The 22594-nt window shown below is 46.7% G+C and carries 19 protein-coding genes; 5 read left to right on the top strand and 14 right to left on the bottom strand.

Annotation, left to right across the window (positions count from 1 at the left end; genetic code table 11):
• Positions 1 to 14 precede the first annotated feature (14 nt).
• The 5 genes from tkt to R9X49_RS14555 all read left to right on the top strand — a co-directional run bounded on the left by tkt (position 15) and on the right by R9X49_RS14555 (position 7996).
• Complete coding sequence (gene tkt, locus R9X49_RS14575) at positions 15 to 2009, top strand: transketolase (RefSeq protein WP_319849085.1); 1995 nt, start codon at positions 15 to 17, stop codon at positions 2007 to 2009.
• Positions 2010 to 2314: 305 nt separating this feature from the next.
• A complete protein-coding gene (locus tag R9X49_RS14570) occupies positions 2315 to 4219 on the top strand; it encodes a beta-glucoside-specific PTS transporter subunit IIABC (protein ID WP_319849105.1) in 1905 nt (634 codons plus the stop codon).
• A gap of 58 nt (positions 4220 to 4277) precedes the next feature.
• The gene (locus R9X49_RS14565; RefSeq protein ID WP_319849084.1) at positions 4278 to 5705 is read left to right on the top strand and encodes a glycoside hydrolase family 1 protein; all 1428 of its coding nucleotides are present in this window, start codon (positions 4278 to 4280) and stop codon (positions 5703 to 5705) included.
• Between the two features lie 150 nt (positions 5706 to 5855).
• Entirely contained in the window at positions 5856 to 6704 is an 849-nt protein-coding gene (gene licT / locus R9X49_RS14560; protein ID WP_319849083.1) for a BglG family transcription antiterminator LicT, read from the top strand.
• 260 nt (positions 6705 to 6964) lie between these two features.
• Entirely contained in the window at positions 6965 to 7996 is a 1032-nt protein-coding gene (locus R9X49_RS14555; protein ID WP_319849082.1) for a LacI family DNA-binding transcriptional regulator, read from the top strand.
• Between the two features lie 79 nt (positions 7997 to 8075).
• Here the strand turns inward: R9X49_RS14555 and R9X49_RS14550 are convergent, their stop codons facing one another.
• The 14 genes from R9X49_RS14550 to R9X49_RS14485 form a co-directional block, all read right to left on the bottom strand.
• On the bottom strand, positions 8076 to 9599 hold the full coding sequence (locus R9X49_RS14550) for a glycosyl hydrolase 53 family protein (RefSeq protein ID WP_319849081.1): 1524 nt from the start codon (positions 9597 to 9599) through the stop codon (positions 8076 to 8078).
• Between the two features lie 215 nt (positions 9600 to 9814).
• Positions 9815 to 10900, bottom strand: coding sequence for a sn-glycerol-3-phosphate ABC transporter ATP-binding protein UgpC (locus tag R9X49_RS14545; protein WP_319849080.1), 1086 nt, complete (start codon positions 10898 to 10900; stop codon positions 9815 to 9817).
• 36 nt (positions 10901 to 10936) lie between these two features.
• The gene (locus tag R9X49_RS14540) at positions 10937 to 11749 is read right to left on the bottom strand and encodes a carbohydrate ABC transporter permease (RefSeq protein ID WP_319849079.1); all 813 of its coding nucleotides are present in this window, start codon (positions 11747 to 11749) and stop codon (positions 10937 to 10939) included.
• A gap of 1 nt (position 11750) precedes the next feature.
• Positions 11751 to 12632 (bottom strand): carbohydrate ABC transporter permease, encoded by an 882-nt coding sequence (locus tag R9X49_RS14535; RefSeq protein WP_012773434.1) that lies wholly within the window; start codon positions 12630 to 12632, stop codon positions 11751 to 11753.
• A gap of 63 nt (positions 12633 to 12695) precedes the next feature.
• Positions 12696 to 13961 (bottom strand): ABC transporter substrate-binding protein, encoded by a 1266-nt coding sequence (locus R9X49_RS14530; protein WP_319849078.1) that lies wholly within the window; start codon positions 13959 to 13961, stop codon positions 12696 to 12698.
• A gap of 382 nt (positions 13962 to 14343) precedes the next feature.
• Positions 14344 to 14925: a GDP-mannose pyrophosphatase NudK gene (gene nudK / locus R9X49_RS14525; protein WP_319849077.1), complete on the bottom strand. Its 582-nt coding sequence runs from the start codon at positions 14923 to 14925 to the stop codon at positions 14344 to 14346.
• 220 nt (positions 14926 to 15145) lie between these two features.
• Positions 15146 to 16030: a hypothetical protein gene (locus R9X49_RS14520; RefSeq protein ID WP_319849076.1), complete on the bottom strand. Its 885-nt coding sequence runs from the start codon at positions 16028 to 16030 to the stop codon at positions 15146 to 15148.
• Positions 16031 to 16068: 38 nt separating this feature from the next.
• Complete coding sequence (locus R9X49_RS14515; RefSeq protein WP_319849075.1) at positions 16069 to 16872, bottom strand: sulfite exporter TauE/SafE family protein; 804 nt, start codon at positions 16870 to 16872, stop codon at positions 16069 to 16071.
• Entirely contained in the window at positions 16873 to 17454 is a 582-nt protein-coding gene (locus R9X49_RS14510; RefSeq protein WP_319849074.1) for a hypothetical protein, read from the bottom strand.
• Positions 17454 to 17933 carry a CYTH domain-containing protein gene (locus R9X49_RS14505; protein WP_319849073.1) on the bottom strand — a complete coding sequence of 160 codons (480 nt, stop codon included), beginning with the start codon at positions 17931 to 17933 and terminating at the stop codon, positions 17454 to 17456. The genes R9X49_RS14510 and R9X49_RS14505 overlap by 1 nt, the downstream gene beginning before the upstream one ends.
• The gene (locus R9X49_RS14500) at positions 17933 to 18679 is read right to left on the bottom strand and encodes a hypothetical protein (protein ID WP_225087015.1); all 747 of its coding nucleotides are present in this window, start codon (positions 18677 to 18679) and stop codon (positions 17933 to 17935) included. Before R9X49_RS14500 ends, R9X49_RS14505 begins: the two co-directional genes overlap by 1 nt.
• A gap of 114 nt (positions 18680 to 18793) precedes the next feature.
• Complete coding sequence (locus R9X49_RS14495) at positions 18794 to 19591, bottom strand: phosphocholine cytidylyltransferase family protein (RefSeq protein ID WP_319849072.1); 798 nt, start codon at positions 19589 to 19591, stop codon at positions 18794 to 18796.
• Entirely contained in the window at positions 19579 to 20193 is a 615-nt protein-coding gene (locus tag R9X49_RS14490; protein WP_319849071.1) for a gamma-glutamyl-gamma-aminobutyrate hydrolase family protein, read from the bottom strand. Before R9X49_RS14490 ends, R9X49_RS14495 begins: the two co-directional genes overlap by 13 nt.
• Entirely contained in the window at positions 20190 to 22496 is a 2307-nt protein-coding gene (locus R9X49_RS14485) for a PEP-utilizing enzyme (protein WP_225087012.1), read from the bottom strand. Before R9X49_RS14485 ends, R9X49_RS14490 begins: the two co-directional genes overlap by 4 nt.
• Positions 22497 to 22594: the final 98 nt, after the last annotated feature.

Raw genomic sequence — 22594 nt, 5'->3', positions numbered from 1 at the left:
TTCAGGAGTCAAGCATGTCCTCTCGTAAAGAACTTGCCAATGCTATCCGCGCGCTGAGCATGGATGGGGTGCAGAAAGCCAAATCCGGTCACCCGGGCGCACCGATGGGCATGGCCGATATCGCCGAAGTGCTGTGGCGCGATTACCTCAACCATAATCCGGCCAACCCCAACTGGGCCAACCGCGACCGCTTCGTGCTGTCCAACGGCCACGCGTCCATGCTGATTTACAGCCTGCTGCATCTCTCCGGCTACGACCTGCCGATTGAAGAACTGAAGAACTTCCGCCAGCTGCACTCCAAAACGCCGGGTCACCCCGAATACGGCTACACCGCGGGCGTCGAAACCACCACCGGCCCGCTGGGTCAGGGTATCGCCAACGCGGTCGGTATGGCGATTGCCGAGCGCACGCTGGCGGCGCAGTTCAACCGTCCGGGCCACGAGATTGTCGACCATCACACCTACGCCTTCCTGGGCGATGGCTGCATGATGGAAGGGATTTCCCACGAAGTCTGCTCGCTGGCCGGCACCATGAAGCTCGGCAAACTGACCGCGTTTTATGATGACAACGGCATCTCCATCGACGGCCACGTTGAAGGCTGGTTTACCGACGATACCGCGGCCCGCTTTGAAGCCTACGGCTGGCACGTTGTGCGCGGCGTGGACGGCCACGATGCGGACGCCATCAAACGCGCCATCGGCGAAGCTCAGCTGGTAACCGACAAGCCGTCGCTGCTGATGTGCAAAACCGTGATTGGCTTCGGTTCACCGAACAAGGCTGGCACGCACGATTCCCACGGCGCGCCGCTGGGCGATGCAGAAGTGGCGGCCTCCCGCGAACAGCTGGGCTGGGCGTATGCACCGTTTGAGATCCCGGCTGACATTTATGCCGCCTGGGACGCCAAACCAGCCGGTCAGCGTAAGGAAGCGGCCTGGGACGAGGCGTTTGCCGCCTACGCCAGCGCGTACCCGGAACTGGCTGCCGAGTTCAAACGTCGCACCGGCGGTGAACTGCCGGCCAACTGGCAGGCGGACGCACAGAAATTTATCGACGATTTGCAGGCCAATCCGGCGAAAATCGCCAGCCGCAAAGCCTCACAGAACGCGCTGGAAGCCTACGGCAAGCTGCTGCCAGAATTCCTGGGCGGCTCTGCCGACCTGGCACCGAGTAACCTGACCATCTGGTCCGGCTCGGTATCGCTGGATAAAGACCACGCGGGCAACTACATCCACTACGGCGTGCGCGAATTCGGCATGACGGCGATTGCCAACGGGATTGCGCTGCACGGTGGCTTTGTGCCGTACACCGCGACCTTCCTGATGTTCGTGGAATACGCGCGTAACGCCGTGCGTATGGCCGCGCTGATGAAAATCCGCAGCATCTACGTTTACACCCACGACTCCATCGGTCTGGGCGAAGACGGCCCGACGCACCAGCCGGTTGAACAGCTGGCCAGTCTGCGCGTGACGCCGAACATGAGCAACTGGCGTCCGGCAGACCAGGTGGAAACGGCGGTGGCGTGGAAATACGCCATTGAGCGTCAGGATGGCCCGACGTCGCTGATCCTGTCCCGTCAGAACCTGGCGCAGCAGTCACGTACTGCTGAACAGTTGGCGAACGTGGCGAAAGGCGGCTACGTGCTGAAAGACAGCGACGGCCAGCCTGAGCTGATCCTGATTGCCACCGGTTCTGAAGTCGAACTGGCTGTCGGCGCGTATGACAAGCTGACTGCCGCAGGCCGCAAGGTACGCGTGGTGTCGATGCCGTCTACGGATGCGTTTGACAAGCAGGATGCAGCCTACCGTGAAGCCGTGCTGCCGAAAGCGGTATCGGCGCGCGTGGCGATCGAAGCGGGTATCGCGGACTACTGGTTCAAGTATGTTGGCCTGAACGGCGCAATTGTCGGCATGACTAGCTTCGGCGAATCGGCGCCAGCTGAGCAGCTGTTTGACGTGTTCGGTTTCACCGTCGATAACGTGGTGGAAAAAGCGCAGGCATTGCTGAAGTAACGCTCTGCGGCAACACGATAAGACTGCGATGTTGTACGCAAAAGGATCGCAAACGGCAACATTTTTTGTGATCCAGATCAATTAATTCACCTGAGTACATTGCATAACGCCAGCGCCGCATGCTGATATTGCGGCGCAACACCATAAGTTGCACCAGCCTATTTTTATCGCGGCGTGCTACTGCTACGGCAGGCAAGACCAAAGTAAAAATGCATTTCCTCTTTTTAAGAGGTGCATTTTTATTTTGGTCTTTTTTTTTGGCCTAATTGGCGCCAACACAGGGTAAAACTATGGATCATCAAAAAATGAATTATCAAAAACTTGGGGTCGACATCCTCGCGTTAAGCGGCGGCAAGCAGAACGTCAGCAAGCTGACCCACTGCGCCACCCGCTTACGCTTTGAGTTTAACGACAGCCATGCCGTACAGGCCGAGGCGATTGCCAAACTCCCCGGCGTCATCAGCGTCGTCGATCGCGGCGGCCAGTTTCAGGTGGTGATCGGCAACGATGTCCAGATCACCTACCGCGCGATTTTGAACGAGGTTGGCGAGATGAACAGCCAGCGTAGCGCCGGCAGTAAGGAACCACAGAAGAAAGGCGGCATTTTCTCGCAAATCATCAGCGTGATCTCCACCACCTTCACACCCGTTATCCCGGCGATTACCGGCGCAGGGATGATTAAAGCGCTGCTGGCGATCCTCAAGCTGGCTGGGTTAATTTCCGCCGACAGCACGACCTATCGCCTGCTGGACACCATCTCCGATGCGGCCTTCTTCTTCCTGCCTGTTCTGCTGGCCTACGGTGCCTCCATCAAGTTCGCCTGTAACCCGATTCTGGCGATGACGATTGCTGGCGCATTGCTGCACCCGAATCTGGCTCAGCTACTGGCCTCCGGCGGCCCGATCAGCTTTATCGGCATTCCGGTACGGCTGGCGGACTATGCCGGATCGGTATTGCCGATCATTCTCACCGTGTGGATCATGTCCTACATCGAGAGATTCGCTGAAAAAGTCTCGCCATCGATGATCACCTTCTTCACCAAGCCGATGATCGTGCTGCTGTTTACCGCACCGCTCGCGCTGGTAGTGATTGGGCCTTTCGGGATTTTCCTCAACGATCTGGTCGCCAGCGGCGCGGCGATCATCGACGGAAAGGCGAGCTGGCTCATTCCGATGCTGATGGGCGGCCTGCAACCGTTTTTGGTCATCACTGGTACCGCCTGGGCAATGACGCCGATTGCCACCTCGCAGCTTACCCGCAATGGCTTCGAGATGATCAACGGGCCTGGCATGCTGGCCTCCAACATTGCACAGGGTGCCGCTACGCTGTGCGTGGCGTTTAAAACCAAGAACAAGAATCTGAAACAGCTGGCTTCTTCGGCGGGCTTTACTGCACTGCTGGGTATCACCGAACCTTCCCTGTACGGGGTAACGCTGAAGCTGAAAAAACCGCTGATTGCCGCCATGATTGGCGGGGGCTGTGCGGGTATCTATGCCGGGCTGGCCGGGCTGGTTCGCTACGCCTTCGTCTCACCAGGTCTCGCGGCGCTGCCTGCTTTTATTGGCGAAAACCCGATGAACATCGTCCATGCCTTGATCACCTGCGCCATCGCGATTGTCGTCACGTTTGCCCTCACCTGGATCATGGGATTCGACGATCCGGTGGATGAAACTGACACCACACCAACCACCAATAACCCGTCAACACCGGAAAAAGAAGCCACCCAAAAGCCGCTGGCGACGGAAAGCCATACTGAACCACAAGCGATTATGAGTCCCCTGTCCGGCAAGCTGGTCGCGCTGAATGACATCAACGATGACGTGTTCTCACAGGGACTACTGGGACAAGGCGTGGCGATTATTCCTGACAGCGGCGAAGTAGTCGCGCCGATTAGTGGCGAAATCATCACGTTCCTTGAGTCTAAACATGCCGTCGGTATCCGCGCTGACAGCGGTCTGGAATTACTGATTCATGTCGGCCTTGATACGGTGAATCTCAACGGCAAGCACTTTACCGGCTATGTCAAACCGGGCGACCGGGTTAGCGCGGGAGACAGGTTGATCAGTTTCGATCTCAATGAAATCACGCGTCTGGGCTACGACCCGATTACGCCCGTCGTGATCATCAACAGCGATGACTACGCCAGCGTCGTCTGTACCGAACCACAGCCGATCGCACCACTGGACACAATCATTAAAGTGAACGCCTAATCCCCATAGAGGCATTGGGTGCCCTGCCCGATGCCTCTTCCCAGATGTGAGAAAAAATATGCATTACCAACAGCAAAAACATTTCCCTGCGGGCTTTCTATGGGGAGCCTCAACCTCGGCTTATCAGGTCGAAGGAGGCTGGCAGGCCGATGGAAAAAGCCCGTCGATCATTGATAAATGCCAGCACCCGGACAACACCGCCGATTTCACCGTCGCCAGCGACCACTACCACCGCTTTAAAGAAGACGTGCAACTATTTGCGGAACTGGGCTTAAAGGCCTATCGCTTCTCTATCGCCTGGACACGCATTCTTCCCGACGGTACCGGTGCCATCAATCCGCTGGGCATCGCGTTTTACAACAGCCTGATTGATGAGCTGAACGCACACAATATTGAACCGGTCGTCACGCTCTATCATTTCGATTTGCCTTATTGTCTGGAAGCCCAGGGCGGCTGGCAGAACCGCGCGACGATTGACGCCTTTGTTCACTACGCCCGCACGCTGTTTACCCATTTCGGCGACAAGGTGAAATACTGGCTGACGATTAACGAGCAGAACACCATGATTCTGCACCCCGGTGCGATTGGTCTACCGGAAGGCGGCGTTTTGCCATCCAAAAAAGCGCTGTACCAGCAGAACCATCACATGCTGTTAGCGCAGGCGCAGGTTATGGCGCTGTGCCACGAACTCGCGCCCAACGGCCTGATCGGTCCGGCAATCAATACCACTTCTATGTATCAGGCCACCAGCAAGCCGGAAGATGCCATCGCCGCGCACAACTGGGAAACGCTGCGCTGCTGGAGCTTTCTGGATGTCGCGGTGCACGGCCGCTACAACGCGCTGGCCTGGCGTTATCTGGAAGATCGCGGTCTCGCGCCGGAGACATTGCCCGGCGATGACGACATCCTGCAATCAGGAAAGCCCGACTACGTGGCGATTAACTACTACTCCACCGCGACCATTGCCGCCAGCAAAGGCGATGCATCGGATGTCAGCGCCCGCGCGGGCGATCAGCAAATCATGCTGGGCGAACCCGGCGTTTATCGCGCGGCAGACAATCCGCACGTCGATAAAACGCCTTACGGCTGGGTGATCGACCCCGTTGGCTTGCGCTTAACGCTGCGTAAAACCTACGAGCGCTATCATCTGCCGATCCTGATTACGGAAAATGGCATGGGTGCACCGGATAAACTGGAAGCCGACGGTACGATCGACGATCAATACCGCATCGATTTTATTGCCCGTCATATTGAACAGATGCAGCTCGCCATCAGCGATGGTGTTGATCTTATTGGCTATTGTCCGTGGTCGGCGATCGATGTGGTCAGCACCCATCAGGGCTACGGTAAACGCTACGGATTTATCTATGTGAACCGCGATGAATTCGATCTGAAAGATCTGCGCCGCATCAAAAAGAAAAGTTTTTACTGGTATCAAGGTGTCATAGAATCAAATGGAGGGCGCTTATTTCCTCGCGCCCCGTGATACCGAGGCCCGGCACGCCGTTTTAACACAGGGATAAGCCAGACTCTGAATCATTCACGCTGCGGAATGCCAATGCTCCGCAACGTGAAAAATAAGGAAGGGGCTTTTCCTTCATTGACGTACCCACTGATATCACTCAAGAAACGCATAATGGCTGAACCGATAAAAGCAATAAAAATACTGAACAATAGCCTGGTGTTATCTTCTGATGCAGATAACAACGAAATCATTGTCATGGGGAAAGGGATCGGCTTTAACAGCAAAACCGGCGATATTCTCGATCCAGCCAAAATTGAGAAGACCTTTATTCTCAAGAATGGTACATCACCGCGCGAATTCGCCCGCCTGATTGAGCACGTCGGGGAAGAATATGTTCATATCGTGAATAAGATTATTGATGATGCAAACCGGCAGCTTCATGGCCGCCTGAGCGAACAGGTCTTTTTTACATTGATTGACCATATCAGCTTTGCGATTGAGCGCTACCGCAAAGGCATCAGTATACAAAACCGTCTGCTTTATGAAGTGAAACGGTTTTATCCCCAGGAGTTTGCGATTGCCTCACGGGCGCTCAACGACATTAACCGGCAAATGAACCTGGAATTACCCGAAGAAGAAGCAGGCAATATCGCTTTCCATTTGGTCAACGCCCAAACCGACGTCCAGAATATGGAGAACACGCTCCAGTCGGTCAAAATGCTGAAAGATATCTTCAATATCATTCAGTACAACTTCCATATCGTGATTGATAAAGAATCCATTAACTACTCTCGTTTCCTGACGCATATGCAATTCTTTATTCAGCGTCTGTTAGAAAATAGCCTGATTCATTCCAATGATGACTTTATTTTTGAACAGGTGACCAAAGAGTACCCTGATGCGTACAAATGTAGCCGACTGATCAAAGACTATATTCACAACCTGCTCAACATCGACATCTCTAACGATGAAATGCTGTACCTGATTATTCATATCGTCCGCATCACACCGGAACAATAAAGCGCTCCCAATAGGCGATAGGTTGGTAAGAGGTTTTCCTGCCGCTGCTGTTCCTCGTTCTGATGACCTCACAAGCACAATACGCGCAAGACCCCACGCACAAGAACCCATCCCTGATAGCCCCATAGGGACAGGATACAGCCCGCGCGGGTGACACGGCGATTACTGAAGGTTTCATCGCATTTTTGGTTACTGGGCATGTTCAATCAATAAGGCATTGGCTACTATCAGCCTCATAGGCAAATGACGGAAAATTTTTTGTGGCAACGATTACCGATATCGCTCAAAAAGCCGGAGTGGCAGCCTCAACCGTTTCTCGCGTACTGAATAACGATCCCAGCCTGTCCATAACCAAAGAAAAGCGTCAACTCATCAAAAAAATTGCCCAAGAGTTGGCCTATTTATCGCCGACACAACGTAAGCAGCAGAAAAAAAGGTTAGAGAATTCGCTTGTTGTACGCTCTCATTTCAAAATGGATAACGACAATGTATTAAATCTCGCCGTCGTCCACTTTCTTACGCCCTCAGAAGAACTCAACGACCCTTATTTCACCGCAATGCGCATTGGTATTGAAAACCGCTGCCACCATTTTAATATTTCGTTACGCAATCTATTCACCACAAATTTATCCTCCAACAGCCATACTTTAGTGCAGGCGCAGGCGATCATTTGCGTAGGTCACTTTAGCGATAGCGACATCGCCTTGATCTATTCATTAAATAAAAACCTGATCTTTATCGATTCTGCCCCCCTCGATAAAAAATGTGACGCAGTGCTTTTTGATCGAGAAGCGGCTGCACGTGAAGTATTACATTACATTGTTAAGAGCGGCGCTCAGCGCCCCGCATTTATAGGGAACAATGAAAGCCGACTGCATGTATTTCAAGAGATAACCCAAAAATACGGTATCTACCACGAGTCGCGATGCAAGGTCAGCCAGCTATTCTGTATTGAGTCCGGCTATCAGGCGATGAATGAGTTGCTGCAACAAAAAGAGTGGCCTGATGTCGTGTTCGCCGCAACAGACATTATCGCTATTGGCGTGTACCGGGCGATTCAAGAGAAAGGTATTGCCATTCCCAGACAAATAAAAGTGATCGGGATGAATGATATCCCCACGGCACAGCATCTCAGCCCTAGCTTGACGACAATGCGGCTCTACCCGACTGAAATGGGCGAAGCCGCCGTCGATCTGTTTTTAGAGCTGGTAGCGGGACGCTATTATAAGAAACACGTACAGGTTGGTTATGAGATGGTCTGGCGTGAAAGCTTCACTCTCAGCACGATGTAACGATGTCCTTTTATAATATTTCCCTTTCTGCCGTTACTCATAGAATGGCCACGTAAACAAGCTACGCGGCCAGAGAGCATCAATTAGCGGTTATTTTCCACAGCTGATTCCATCCTCCGTTATCATTCCATTGAATACCGGATGCGCCATTCTCTGTCGAACGACTACTGATATCCAAAAGCTTTCTGCTATTTCTATTCATGATTTTATAGTAGCCATCACCCGCATCTAAAATCAGCCATTGCTGGCTAAAATGGCCGGTGTTATACATTTGGATAATTTGCGCTCCCTCGTCATTGGCACTGGAGGCAATATCGATGTACTTGCCACTATTAACATTCACCAGATTAAAATAACCATTACCAACCGCGTTAAAATAAAAACGCTGGCTGTCCCAGTTACCATCGCTGTATTGCTCAAGCCATGCGTTATCTTCATGTGAACCACCCACGACATTGAGCGATTTACCACTATGCCGATTAGCGATCTTATAACGTGTTCCATTGATGAAATTGATTTGCGATTCGGCAAATGCGTCCAATGCCCGGGTAAATTGCAATACATTGTTTGAAACTCGCGTCGTCGCACCTAATGCATAGCCATCCGGCAACACGCTGGCATTACCCGCAGGTTCCCAATAAAAAACCCCAATTCCTTTATTTCCCGGCACCGCTTTAACAAGATTAATCGTATCCCTAATCGTCCAGTAACTGTCTGTCGGGTTAGTTTCCAAGCCGCCAACTTCAACGACCATGACTTCCTTACCATAGCGGCTCGCCATATCGTTGAGGTTGCTAGCCAGTGCGCCAGTGAGCTCCCAATAATTTTTCCCCTCCCAATAGGGGTAGAATGAAAAGCCAATCACATCGGTTTTCCCACCGTGCGTGGTGAGGAAATTGTCAAAAAACCAGCGAGCGTTTGAATTATTATTCCCATGCGCCAAGTGGCTGATGACCTTAGAGGAAGGGCTGACCGCTTTAACCGCATCATAGCCCGCATTCAGTAGCTGCGTTAAGTTGGCAAACCGACTTGTACTGCCTTCCGGTAGTAAAATTCCCGGGTTCATTTCGTTGCCGACCTGCACCCACTCAGGCGTCACGCCTGCGGATATCAACGCACTCATCACCTCATGAGTGTGATTATAAACGGCCGTCGTTAACTGGCTAAGATTGTAGTTAGCCCACGCTGCCGGCTTGATTTGATGACCCGGATCCGCGAAAACATCGCTGTAGTGAAAATCCACCATGACGCGCATTCCCATCGCTTTGGCACGCTGTGCGGCATTCACCACACGGGTTTTATCCGTATAGCCGAGCATCGTCCAGGTTGTATTATCTTTATGCCATAGCGCACTAGGATCGGGGTTAACAAAAATACGCAACCGCACAGCGTTTATGCCGTGATCGCGCAAGATCTGTAATACATCACGCTGGGTTCCGGTATCGTCACGCCAGGTTACTCCCCGATCTTCCAATTGCTTTACCCAACCAATATCTGCGCCATAAGCAAACGGCTGCGCCGCTTTAGCCAGACTGGTCGCCATGAACCCTATAAATAGCATTAACAATACAGAGATCATTCCTGAATAATTATTCTTTTTCATTCATTTCTCCTTGAGGTAACACTCTTAAATGGTATTTATGACATAAATACCCAGGTACAGATTCAAGAATAGCGCGCGAGATTTATAAAAATAAATCTCACATAAGAAGCCAAGCAGCCAATATTAATGGCTGCTTAGCTAATTTCCTGAGTTTTTCACTTATTCTACATGACGCTTGCTATGGCGTTATTCTCGCCATGACAAGCATTTATTTTTTAATTAATTCTTTTTCCATTTTCATCAAAAAAATGTAGATTCTCACTACGACATGTCAGCGGAATCGTTGAGTAAGGCGCAATACTGTTGTCACCCGACAAATGCACCTTGAAATGACTCACACCAGAGTAAGCACCAAAAATATACGTGGCATTACCCAGCCTTTCAGTGACCTCACTATTGATCGACAAGCTGACGTCTCCGCCATTCGGGTCAATGCTCAGGTGTTCAGGGCGAATACCCACGGTAATTTTCTGATCGGTGTATAATCCGTGGTTAGCAAGATTAATGGAAAGTGTATTGAGCTGATTAATCAAGATACTCACGTTATTCCCTTCCACCTGTAGCACTTCACCTGGTAGAAAATTCATATTCGGCGAACCGATAAAACCGGCAACAAAAAGATTCTCCGGCTTATGGTATAACTCCATCGGTGTGCCAACCTGCTCAATATATCCTTTGTTTAACACCACGATTTTATCCGCCAGCGTCATTGCTTCCACCTGGTCGTGCGTCACATATATCATGGTATTACGCATTTCCTGGTGCAGCCGGGCAATCTGCAAACGCATTTCCACACGTAATTCGGCGTCGAGGTTCGATAGAGGCTCATCGAATAAGAACACTTTAGGGTCGCGTACAATGGCCCGTCCAATCGCAACGCGCTGGCGTTGGCCACCAGACAGTTGTTTCGGTGTACGATCCAACAATCCTTCTAGCTGAAGCGTCATCGCCGCCTTTCGCACCATTTTTTCGACTTCGGCTTTGGGGTGTCCATTCATTCTTAACCCAAATCCCATGTTTTCAGCCACTGTCATATGCGGGTACAGCGCATAGGATTGAAAAACCATCGCAATCCCTCGCTCTGCGGGATCAAAATGGTTAACTAAACGGTTATCAATATGAATTTCGCCATCCGTGATCTCTTCCAGTCCAGCGATCATTCTCAGCAACGTCGATTTACCGCATCCCGATGGACCAACGAATACCACAAACTCGCCAGAATTAATTTCAAGATTGATACGATGGATCGTCTCCGTCTTATCGTAACGTTTCACTATATTTTTTAGTAAAATATCAGCCATGTGAACCTCAAACTTTAATTTTCCATTGAGAGCGTATTACTTTACCGCTCCCGTCATGCTGGCGATAAATTGCTTCTGCATGGCAAAGAAGATAAGTAAACTGGGAAGTGTAGAAATAACCGTTCCAACCATAATCAATCCGAAGTCTGGAGAGTAAGCGGAAGCAAAACTCGATAGCACCAGATTAATCGTTTTTAATTCATTAGATTGAAGGACAATAAGCGGCCAGAGAAAGGCATTCCATGACGTCATGAAAACAATAATAAAAGCAGCGGAATAACTGGCTCGCATAATCGGCACGTAGACATACAGGAAAATTTTCCACTCAGCGACGCTTTCCACCCGCGCAGCATCGATCAACTCTCTCGGAAACGTTTTAGTACACTGCCTAAAGTAGAAAATAATAAATGCACCGGCCACTGTCGGCATGATCACAGCAAAATGCGTATCCAGTAACCCCGCCTTACCAAACATGGTGAAAAGCGGGATCATTAATGCCGCGAACGGAATCATCATCGTCGTTAATAGCGCCACATAGACACGTTCACGATTCTTGCTGGCATAAATTTCAAACGCATAGCCTGCGACAGAGCACACGACAAGCGTTGACACCGTACTGATCAACGCAATTTTTGACGTGTTCCAGAACACCAGCGCCAGATCCACCTGACTCGTCAGATTGGTAAAATTGACCAGTAATTGATCGCCAAACGTGAATTTCCCCATGTTGATTTGGCTAGTACTATTCGTGCTCGACACCACCATCCAATAGAAAGGGAAAAGCGAAAAAATGCTCATCAACACGAGAAAAACATGCATGAGTATGCTGTTAACTTTACTTTTTCTCATATCATCCCTTCCGCGCCGCTTTAAACTGAATCAGTGCCAATATTGCTGAAAAAACAACAATGACGTAGGAAACCGTTGCCGCATAGCCAAAGTTAGGCACAAACTTGAATGACAGGTTATAAATATAAAGCGATAACGTCAGCGTCGCATTTGCCGGGCCGCCATTCGTAATATTCATCGCTTCATCAAACAACTGTAATGTACCAATAGTTGATGTCACGCTGGTAAAAAGAATAACCGGTTTCAATAAAGGTATCGTAATGAAGAAAAATTGCTTAATTGGGCTGACGCCATCAACTCGGGCGGCCTCATAAATCGACTTATCAATATTCTGCATTGCGGAAAGGTAGAATATCATGTTATATCCTGTCCAACGCCATGTAATGGCAATAATGATGGTCACCTTCGCCCAGAAAGGATCGGATAGCCACGGGATCGGATCGTCAATAACATGAATAAACAGCAAGAATGAATTAATTACGCCGTCCAGTTCAAACATACTTTTGAAAAGAATTGAGTAAGCAACCAGTGAAGTCACACAGGGTAAGAAGATCGCTATTCTAAACCACTGGCGATATTTAAGCTGAGACGAATTCAAACAAGAAGAAATAGCCAATGATAATAAAATCATAATCGGGACTTGGATTACCAGAAAGGTCAGCGTATTCCAAAGTGCCGTTTTGAACATAGGATCATTGAATAAACGAATGATATTTCCCAGGCCAACAAATTGAGTCACCACACCACGGCCAGACTGAAAAGAGAGCCAAAGTGATTTGAAAATAGGGTATATCGTCATTAAGGCAATTAACCCAACAGCGGTAGCGACAAAAGCCCAGCCGTTAATGTTATAAAGCCTATTCATTTTAGGTTTATACATCATTATCACACCATCGATTTCTGGAGAGAAATGCTTGAGGGCTTCCCGCCCTCAAGCTCACACTCGCTACTGCATAATCTGATTTTTTAATGTCGTTTCAGCGCGTTTTAACACGTCATCGACAGAATCGCCTTTCAGTAATGCAGGTATTTCAGCAGCAATGGCGTTATCAACTTCCTGGGTATACATACCGTAGGAAACCTGTGGGATTTCAGTCACCCATTTAGAAAAATCAGCGAACACGGCTTGCCCGCCAAAGAACGGATCGTGTACCGCGTAAGCAGGGCCGGAAGTGGCTGGAAGGAAGGTGGCGAGCGCCCCACGATCGACCAAAAGGGTTTGATACATATTGCTATCCGCCGCGAAGGTTTTCTGCAAAAACTCAATCGCCTGTTTGGTGTTTTTGCCCCCTTTTAAGACATACCAGCTCGATCCCCCCTGATTGGAGGCATGTACCGCGTTGTCGAGGTTCAACCGTGGAATCGGTGCGACACGCCATTTTCCTTTCTGATCTTCAGCGCTTTTAATTGAACCAATCACCCATACACCAGAAACTACACTCGCCGATTTTCCGGCATTAAAACTCCCCACAAAACTCGACCAACCAGAGATAGGACGGGCAATTTTCGCGTCATTAATCGCTTTAATCGTTTTTAATGTTTCTTTCAGTGCATTGTTTTTGGTGAGATTGAGTTGTCCTTGATTATCGAAGAACCATTCTCCACCGGACTGCATCATAATATGAGGAAGCACCACATCGTTCATATCGTAGGTCAGCATATCAACACCGGTTTTCGCTTTTACCTGCTTGCCGATCTCAATATATTTATCCCAGGTAATATTCACCATATCACTCTCTTTATATCCGGCAGCTTCCAGATAATCGAGTCGATAGAACATTCCCGCCACGCCGGAATCAAAAGGAACACCGTATACCTTATTCCCTACCGTCATCACTTTCGTTTTATAAGGGGCAAACTGGCTATAATCGATAGCATCCTGCAATGGGATAAACGAATCAGGATAAGCCTGAAGGTATTTCTGAGCATTATAATCTTCAATAAGCACAATATCGGGAAGAGAGTTTTTAACCCCTGAAGCCAACATGGTATTTAATTTCTGCTCAATATCCTCTTTACCTGAGTCGATCACTTTCAGACTAAAACTGGGATCGGATTTTTTATATATCGACGATGCCTCATGCATTGCCGCGACATTGAAGTTAGGATCCCAGGCCCACACGGTGACTTCAGCAGCCAGGCTATGACTCGATAAACCCAGCGTGAGGAATGAAACTGCAAATAGGGTAGATACTTTATTCTTGATCTTCATCAGAGCAGTCCTTCTTTACTTTTTGTAAAGAGAGAATATGAGTTACTGCATAATGAAGCAACGAGTTACACCGCTTACATTCTTTCATCCGGTGATACGGGTCACACAACAGGGAGAGAAATGACTAAATATTCGATCTAAATACAAAAAATTCAGGAAAATTTTCCTCCCATAAAGCCCATGCCAGCCGATAAAAACGATTAAAATAAAAACAAAAAATATCACACACCATTGAAAATAAAACAAAAAATGAAAGTATAAAAAGGCTACTCAGCTAATATTAACCATAATCACACCTTTACCATGGAATTACGCAAAAATGAAAGCGTTACCACACTAAATCAAGCGGCACATGGGGATACCCGTGTGCCGCAAAACATGCCTACGCCTTGGCAAACCAGCCGCAGATGATCGCGTGCTGTAGCAGCATGATGGTTTTACCGTCTTTAATCCGACCATCGTTCATCATCGCGACGGCTTCGCTGAACGGCAATTCCAACACTTCGATATCTTCATCTTCTACACCGCCGCCCGAGTTATCCCGTAGCGATTCATCGTATTCGGCAGCAAAGAAGTGCAGCCGTTCTGTGACACCACCGGGCGACATATAGGCATCAAACAGCTTCTCAACGTTGCCGACCGCATAACCGGTTTCTTCTATCGCCTCGTTGCGGATGCACTCTTCGGGCGAATGATCGTCCAGTAAACCCGCGCATGCTTCCAGCAGCATGCCGCTTTCGTTACCGTTGACGTAAGTAGGAATACGGAACTGCCGCGTCAGGATCACCGTGCCTTTCGCCCGGTTGTACAACAGAATCGTCGCGCCATCACCACGGTCGTAAACCTCACGAATTTGGCGCACTACACCGCCATTCTTTCTTTTTAAATCAAAAACATATTTATGCAGAATAAACCAGTGGTCGGACAGCAGCTTCTTTTCGACGATATCAATGGGAGACGACATGCAAACACCTCGGCGATCGATGGCTGGAAGGACTCCCCAACGTTCTATTACCTAACCCGAATAACAGAACAAAGAAGAGATTCCTACCCTGACACAAGGTCAGGGCTTTTAAAACTGTAATGATGATACGCCATTTTCCGCGACTAATCAGAATGTCATATTTCGGAACAACGCTACGCCTTTGTATCTTCAGCCATAGCACCGTGAAGAAAGGTGTATTTTACACATTCTCAAAACCTAAAATTTGGTTTGTATTTTTCTCAAGCATCATTGACAGTTTCGACCCCAACCATCGCCCGGCACCAGGGTAAATTAAGTCCTTACACGCCCCCTCAATAACTGAGCAAAGAAAATCCTCTGCTTTTTTATGTGACTTGTTCATATCATGATATTTTGGAGTATCAAGGGTATATGAGCACCCCACAACAAATGGCGAGGTTTCTCCCTCATATAAACATGCTTCAATATCAAATGTTATACGTCGCTTATCCGTAAGAATAATAGCCCCAGGGTAAATTCGATGGCTGTGCATCCGGTAAGATGTCAGCTCGGTGTCAATATCCATTCTGACATGTTTAAGCTCCGGGAATATATCCGAAAAGTACCTGAGTGTAGTTGCTTCACGAGGTTGGCTCAGATAGATCTTTCTTTTAATCTCAACATACCCATCAAGTGTACCTTCATCATTCAATGCGATTTTTTCCTCAACCTCACTTTTCCCTGTAATCCCTTCGGCGAAATCCAGTCTTGTGCCAAGAACACGGTAAGTATTTCTTCCTAGCTCTTTTGCTGTTAAGGATGCAGGGTAAACCACTGAACCATCGATCACTTTTGAATTTTGCCTGATAAGAAGGCCTCTTTTTCGCAAAGCAAGATCTTCAGTATCAAAATACTCTTTTATTTTGTGTGTTTCACTGAATGGATCCGATACATCTTCTACGCCAAAACCATGAGCTAAACTCGCCTGTTTAATTCTTTCCCAAACTATTTTGTACCCTTCTTCCCGAGATCCCTCAAAGAAATCAGGACGTAACAATGCCTTAAACTCACGTGAATTAACTTCTTTCATTGGTTTCCAACGGCTAATATTTTTCTCAAATAGCATGATACTTATCCTTTCTGATATATTTAATTATTAGTTTTTTAGTGAAAAAACGGTGTTTTTAACAACCCATCAAAAATGAATATTTTTGATGAAATTAAATACATAGCCGTCCTATATATGATGTTAAATTTTGTTTCATTCATATTTTCTAGTAACTTCCCACCAAGCAGCGTCCCTAATATTGATGCGGTAACCATGGAAAATACGGACAATACCACTGAGTCATATTCTACACTGCTATTTTCACCTGAAAGCAGCCCATAAATAATCGTGTAGATTGCTGGAATTTTAATTAGATGGAGGCTAAATTGGCATGCAGTGGATGTAGCAACAATCCTTTGTCGCCCTATATCTGTTTTAAGAAAATAGGGGGCTAAGACAGCACCATTCGCGCCAAAAAGCATACTCACAGGTGCAGAAAAGGCTCCAACCGCATAAAAATTCACCGCTGGACTACGATCTACCTCACTCCTCTTTGAACCAGAATACGTACTCCACCAAACAACAATTCCTATTATAATCATGAAGTAAGGTGATATTGCATCATAGTCACTGAATAAGCGATACAGGATGAATGTCGAGACAGCCACGCCAGGCATTGCGCCAATCATATACCGCGCCCAAATACCCACATCGATAAAACGCCAGTAAGCAATTAATCTGGTCGCATTGCTGACAAGACTGACGCATGCATGCATTGGAATCACAAGACGTGGGTCGGGCAAAAGCATGTAAAGCGCACTCAGCAAGAGTACACCGCCAACGCCAGTCGTCGCAGCAATCGCCGAGGTGCAGGCTGCCAGTAGCGCAAGCGATGCGCCCAAACCCCATGTAATTATCATTTACCCTTTCTCAGCAGAAGCAGTCATTGAAACATCAGGGAGTCGCTCTACTTGCCCCTTAGACCGAACATCTAATCTGGTCTTTACATAATCCAATACTTTATCTAATTCCAGTACATCATTACTGCTGTAGATATAGTCTGCTTTTGGAGTAAGTACATCATCAAATAGAGATTTCACTTCAGACAATTCATTCAGATTTACCTTCTGCTTGTACTGTCTTTTGGCATAGCGTTCAGCCAAGGAACAGACATCAGCGGTACACAGAATGGTAATAAAATTCCGATGAATATAATCATTCAATACATCCAGTTCTGACGTAGAGAAAGGAACTCCCCGCTCCCATAAACGACTATATATAAATTCACTGTAATGAGACCTATTGAATATTACCCGCTCGTTAACCATGTAATCTCGCATGTAACGGTCAAATTGCGAACCGCTTTGGTGCCCAAGCATGATGCAGTCATAAGAAATAACATCAGAGCGAATACGCTGAATGAGTGTGGTCTTTCCACTACACTCCACTCCTTCAATAATAATCCCTTTTATTACGCGATTATCACTAACAATTCCATTCATCAGCATTTTTCAACCGTCCATAATGTATAGGGATTATCGCCAATAAAGGCACCATAATATCGGTTATCATGTGTAACCTCCTGACCGACCCAAGATGGCATTTGAATAACTTCATCTTCTCTTGAAAGTTCAACCTCAACCATGCTTAAACCTGCATTCACACCTTCAAATATATTCACCTCATACATAATTTCTTTTTCAAGGACTCGATATCGTATCTTTTCGGTAATATAACCAGGACATAGATTGTCAAGCATCTGCAGAGCATCGTCGAAAGGAATCTTATATTCAAACTCCTGACGCTTTAAGTAACCAACGCTTTTAATGGTAATCCAGGCTTCTTTTCCTACCGTTCTTACCCGAATTGAGTTAACCGTGTTATCAGACGTCAAATAGCCCTGTCGTATTCGAATCTGATCAACAACCCGTTCACGCCATTCATCCGAAGCGATAAGAAATTTGCGTTCAATCTCAACCATCAGTCTTTTCCTTCGACGGTCACTTGGGATGCATTCTCAAGCTCGATATTTAAATCATCAGGTCCAAAATCCAGATGAATGAAAATTTCTTTTTCAAGACGCTTTTCCTGATCATATCGTTCATCCCACGAGACCCCGTGTTTTTCCCAACTTTCCCGGTATGTTTCGCGAAGATAAGCAAGGCGATCGTCGAAAGAAACAATATCAACCAGTTGAACGCGCCAGTCAGCATAATGAAGCACTTTAAGTTCAACGCCACCAAGAAGATACGAAGGGTTACCGGTAGAACCAATCATCTTCAGGAAGTTGGAAAATTCTGGATATTCATTCTTAAAAATTTCGGCAACGATCAACGTTTCATGCATACCTTCATAACGTTCACGCAGTTCCGACCAAATTTCAATTTCACGCTCAGAGGGTGCATAACCCCATTCTGGACGCGGTTCCAGTGATTTAAGAGATGCAGCCTTGAAAGCATCATGAAGTAAGCAGCCGGCTTCCAATAAATTCATATCGATTTCAACGCCAGCCACCTGCAGATGACGTCCCAATAGTACCCCAACATCGGTAACTTTTTCGCAATGTCTGCGAATTGGGCTTGGAACAGAATAATTATCAAAGATTTCGTAGCATTTTTGGCGCGAAGGAATTTTCATTGGTCTTTCTACCTTTTTAATATGGTTATGTTGATATGCGTATGGAATCGACACCGTTCTGGTGGTATTTTCCTTTTTATCTATTTTCAATAGAAATTATTACCTCGCGATGAATATCCCGCGATTGAATAGGATTTACTTCCTCTCAGTAAGATCGTAATAAAAGTAAAAAAATCATTAATACAGCCACTCTAGAACAATACTTTATATAGTTGGGTACATTCTTTCATAAAGTAAGATATCACTTGGATGGTCAACCTCACCCCATGGACCGCTTATCGGTACAGAATAGATACTAATACCTTTATCGATCGCGAAGGAAAATAGCGATGTCATATCTAACTGAGAAAAATTCACACCATCATCAGGATCGCTTGTACATTCTTTAAGTGCTTTCCAACCGCTCGGCGTAATTTTAAAAAGCCCCATATACTGACCATCTACTCTGGATTTTCTCTCAGCACGGCCACCGATCTTTGTCATCTTCCGCCTGCTTGTTGCTATGGAGTCCTTTCCACTTTCGGATATAATTTGGCCGCATATTTCAGAGACATGTTCGTCAATGAACTGAAAATTTTCCGCATCAGAAAATGGATCAATGAATCTCGATTCCCATAAAGATAACCAATTAGGATCATAAGCTAAAACGATATCACCGTGGGCGTCGATCAAAGAAGCAACAGCGCTGGAAGGATAAAAAATATCCCCATAACTAACGATAGTAGTACCTTCATTAAGCCAAGGCTCTGCGCAATATAATGATCCTGCAATATTCGTTTGCGACCAGTCTTTGTTTTTAAAGCTATCAGAAAAATAACAATTAATTAATTCTGAACAATATCCTGTCACACCAGCAATATCTCTCACGCCCGCAAGGTTCATTGCATTGATCTGTCTATCCAACAGGCTAACCCCATGTACTTTTATAGTACACTTTGGCGCAGAGTCGGTTAATGCCCCCAAGCGTGAACCACGCCCCGCAGCAAGTATTAAACCGTGCATGGTATAACTCCTTTTAAAAAATTCATAATAGTAATCAAATCAATTTTCGAAAAAGGTTCTTCTCGCTCAGGGTGCCACATCACTCCAAGCCAGTTTAATTCTTTGCTAAAAAATGCCTCAACAGTGCCATCATCAGCCAATACAAAAGGAATTAACTTTTCAGGCATTTCTTCAATACCATAATTATGAAAAGAATTAACCTGTGAATAATGAATACCCGTTACCCGATGCCTTATATTGGTATGCCGCTCGACTTTTCGTAATTTCCCACCACAATGCTCAACCATTTTCTGCATCCCACGACACACACCAATGACTGGGATATTTTTTTCTCTTGAATACGCCAGGAAAATTTCTTCAACCTGATCTCTTTCCGTTCTTCTTCCTGATACAGAAGAAACATCCCCTCCACCGCTCAAAACGATAAAATCAATATTGCTATTAACTAGGATCTGTTCGGCAATAAAGCGATCATTCGGTACGATAATAGGCTGAGCACCTAACGCATTAAGGAATGGATACCATCGTACATCTAGGCTATCCCGCCGCTCATTTCGACTAATAATCATGTCACTACGCATGGTGATAGCTGCGAATTTCATTCGATGACCTCCACACGTTCGACGGAACAATCAATACGAAGTTTTCTGGCAGATAACCATGAATTAAACAGCGACTCTCCCGCCCCAATAATCGCGGGAACCTCAAGTTCAGCAGCCCTGATAGCCATGTGTGAATTAGAGCCACCATAGGCGGTAATGAGAGCCAGGATACCTTTCCCGAATAACCAATCAAAACCAGGATCGGCGTTAGGAATCATGACAATTGCATTTTTCAAATCCTCACTGTCGGCAGACCTAATACAACCTTCCGCAACCTTTCTCGTTATGAAATTTGGTCGAGCAGTGGGAATATGAAAGGCTGAAACATCTCCCTGAGCAGTGATAAGTGGAGGAAGCGTAAGTGAATGTGTCTCTATGTCATGCTCTCTTCCTCGGCAAATAGACGCTTCCAATGTTCTCTTCAGACCACTGCTGTTTGTTCGTGATTCAATGATATCCATGATGTCAGAGTTTGAAAGGGCATCCTCGTTAAATCCAAGTTTCAGCCCAAGATTACGAATAATATCCAACACACGTGATACCGATCGGCTAAAGATAAATTTGGCTTCTTCTCTCGCGACAACGGCCTGCTGTATAAACTCCATCAGAGAATACGCGCTGATTATCAGCCCTTCTTTCGCTAGAGCGGATTCCAGTGCTCTTTCCTCTTCTGGATCAAGCTGCCAATTAATACGATTTTTATTAAATGGCATATCAAATGAGAGATACCGATCAGGGTCCTGAGAATAGGAGGGAACCCTTATGTCATAGGTTCCAGGGCGCAAATGGCCGTAAATTCTCAAAAAATCATCCCGTTCAAGGCGAGGCATGTCTTCAAGAAGCCTGGAAGCAGGGGCTCTGAGTGAAGCCAAAAAATGGGAATATGTCTGTTCGGAAATAATGCCCTGATTCACGGCCGACCTTAGAATATCCATACCAATGAATGCAGCACGAGCTAATCCAGCAAAGGGAGCCGTCCCATATTTTCTACATTCAACCAATGTTTGATAGATCCGTGCTACATCAGAAATGCTGGATTGCTCGCCCGCTCTCTGAAGTTGAACAAGTTTGTTGAGCTTCGCCTGATCGGATGCAATCCTTTTGCGACCATTACCCGAAAAATAGCTTTGCGTAAGGTTCAACAGCGAACGTTTGATAGATAATTTATCTTCTGAATTAATATCCGAGAGTTTGTCGAGTTTGGCATCAATATCAAAAGTATAACACGTAGGAATAACCTCAAATTCTACCTTGTCATGCAATTGAGGATTATCAATAAGCCTTTGTAAACAAGATGAGACAAAGCGATCACAAATAGATTGAGGCAAATCCGCAGGCACGAGTGAATTGAAACTCGCACGAACATCCACATACGGAATACCGTGTAAACTCACAATCAATGGAATATATCGTGTATCCCTGTAACCGTATTTCCTTCTCTCAGTTGCCCACACGGTATCCGTTATAAGAAATCGATATAGAGATAACGCCAATCGACGGGGCCGGACACCAAGAATCTCGGCAGGATTCCAGTCTGGCATAATCCCCAACAACCCTTTCTGTCCAGAGAGGCGCGAATCTGGAGCCAGGAACTCCGAAGTCGCATCCTGTATTTCACGCAAAAGCTGCTGATGTCTGCAAACCTCCACATTGGCAATAGGAACGCCCACAAATGGTCTGACTTGTAATAAAATCAACTGATGATCGGAATCGACAGCAAACTCTATATCAAGAGGCCGATCGCCATAAATGGATTCCAATTCTCGGAGGAGAAGAATGACACCTTTTAATTCACCATGCTCAACCTCAGAATTACACGATGAAATATATGTCCGCAAATCGGTTCCACGTCCAGATGTCACCAGAGACGTGTCATCATTAAAAGTATAATTTATGACATCATAATGTGAACCAGTTCGAGGATCGCGATTAAACGCAACCCCACTCATTTTAGTCCCTTTCAGAAAAGGTTGAACAAGAACCTTATCAGACGCATCAATTCGGCCATAAGAATCAATTACGGCATTAACCGTCTTCGTTATTGAATTCTCTTTGCGTAAACTTCTTGCTGAATGAAAAGCACCAGCACTGCTTCCGGAACAAGCGTCTTCGAGAGTGCAACTTGAACGAACAATAATATCAGAGGTGAGGCTATCATCTTCAAGTACATGTTCAACTACTTTATGTCGGTTAGATATCCATTCATGAACGGTGAAAGAATAACTAGGCAAAATATTTGCAAATTTAAGATTACGATAAAGGGCAGCAAGTGTGTCAGATTTAGTTTTAAATTCCAATTTCATGTTTAGTCCAGACAGCAATTATATTATCACGTTCTACATAGACATGACGTACCATACAATCAGTTATTGGCAGGATTTACCTGAAAGGAAAATCTATC

Origin of the sequence: Pectobacterium carotovorum (assembly GCF_033898505.1) — a bacterium.
Lineage (GTDB): Bacteria > Pseudomonadota > Gammaproteobacteria > Enterobacterales > Enterobacteriaceae > Pectobacterium > Pectobacterium carotovorum_J.
This window is presented reverse-complemented; position numbering and strand designations above follow the sequence as displayed.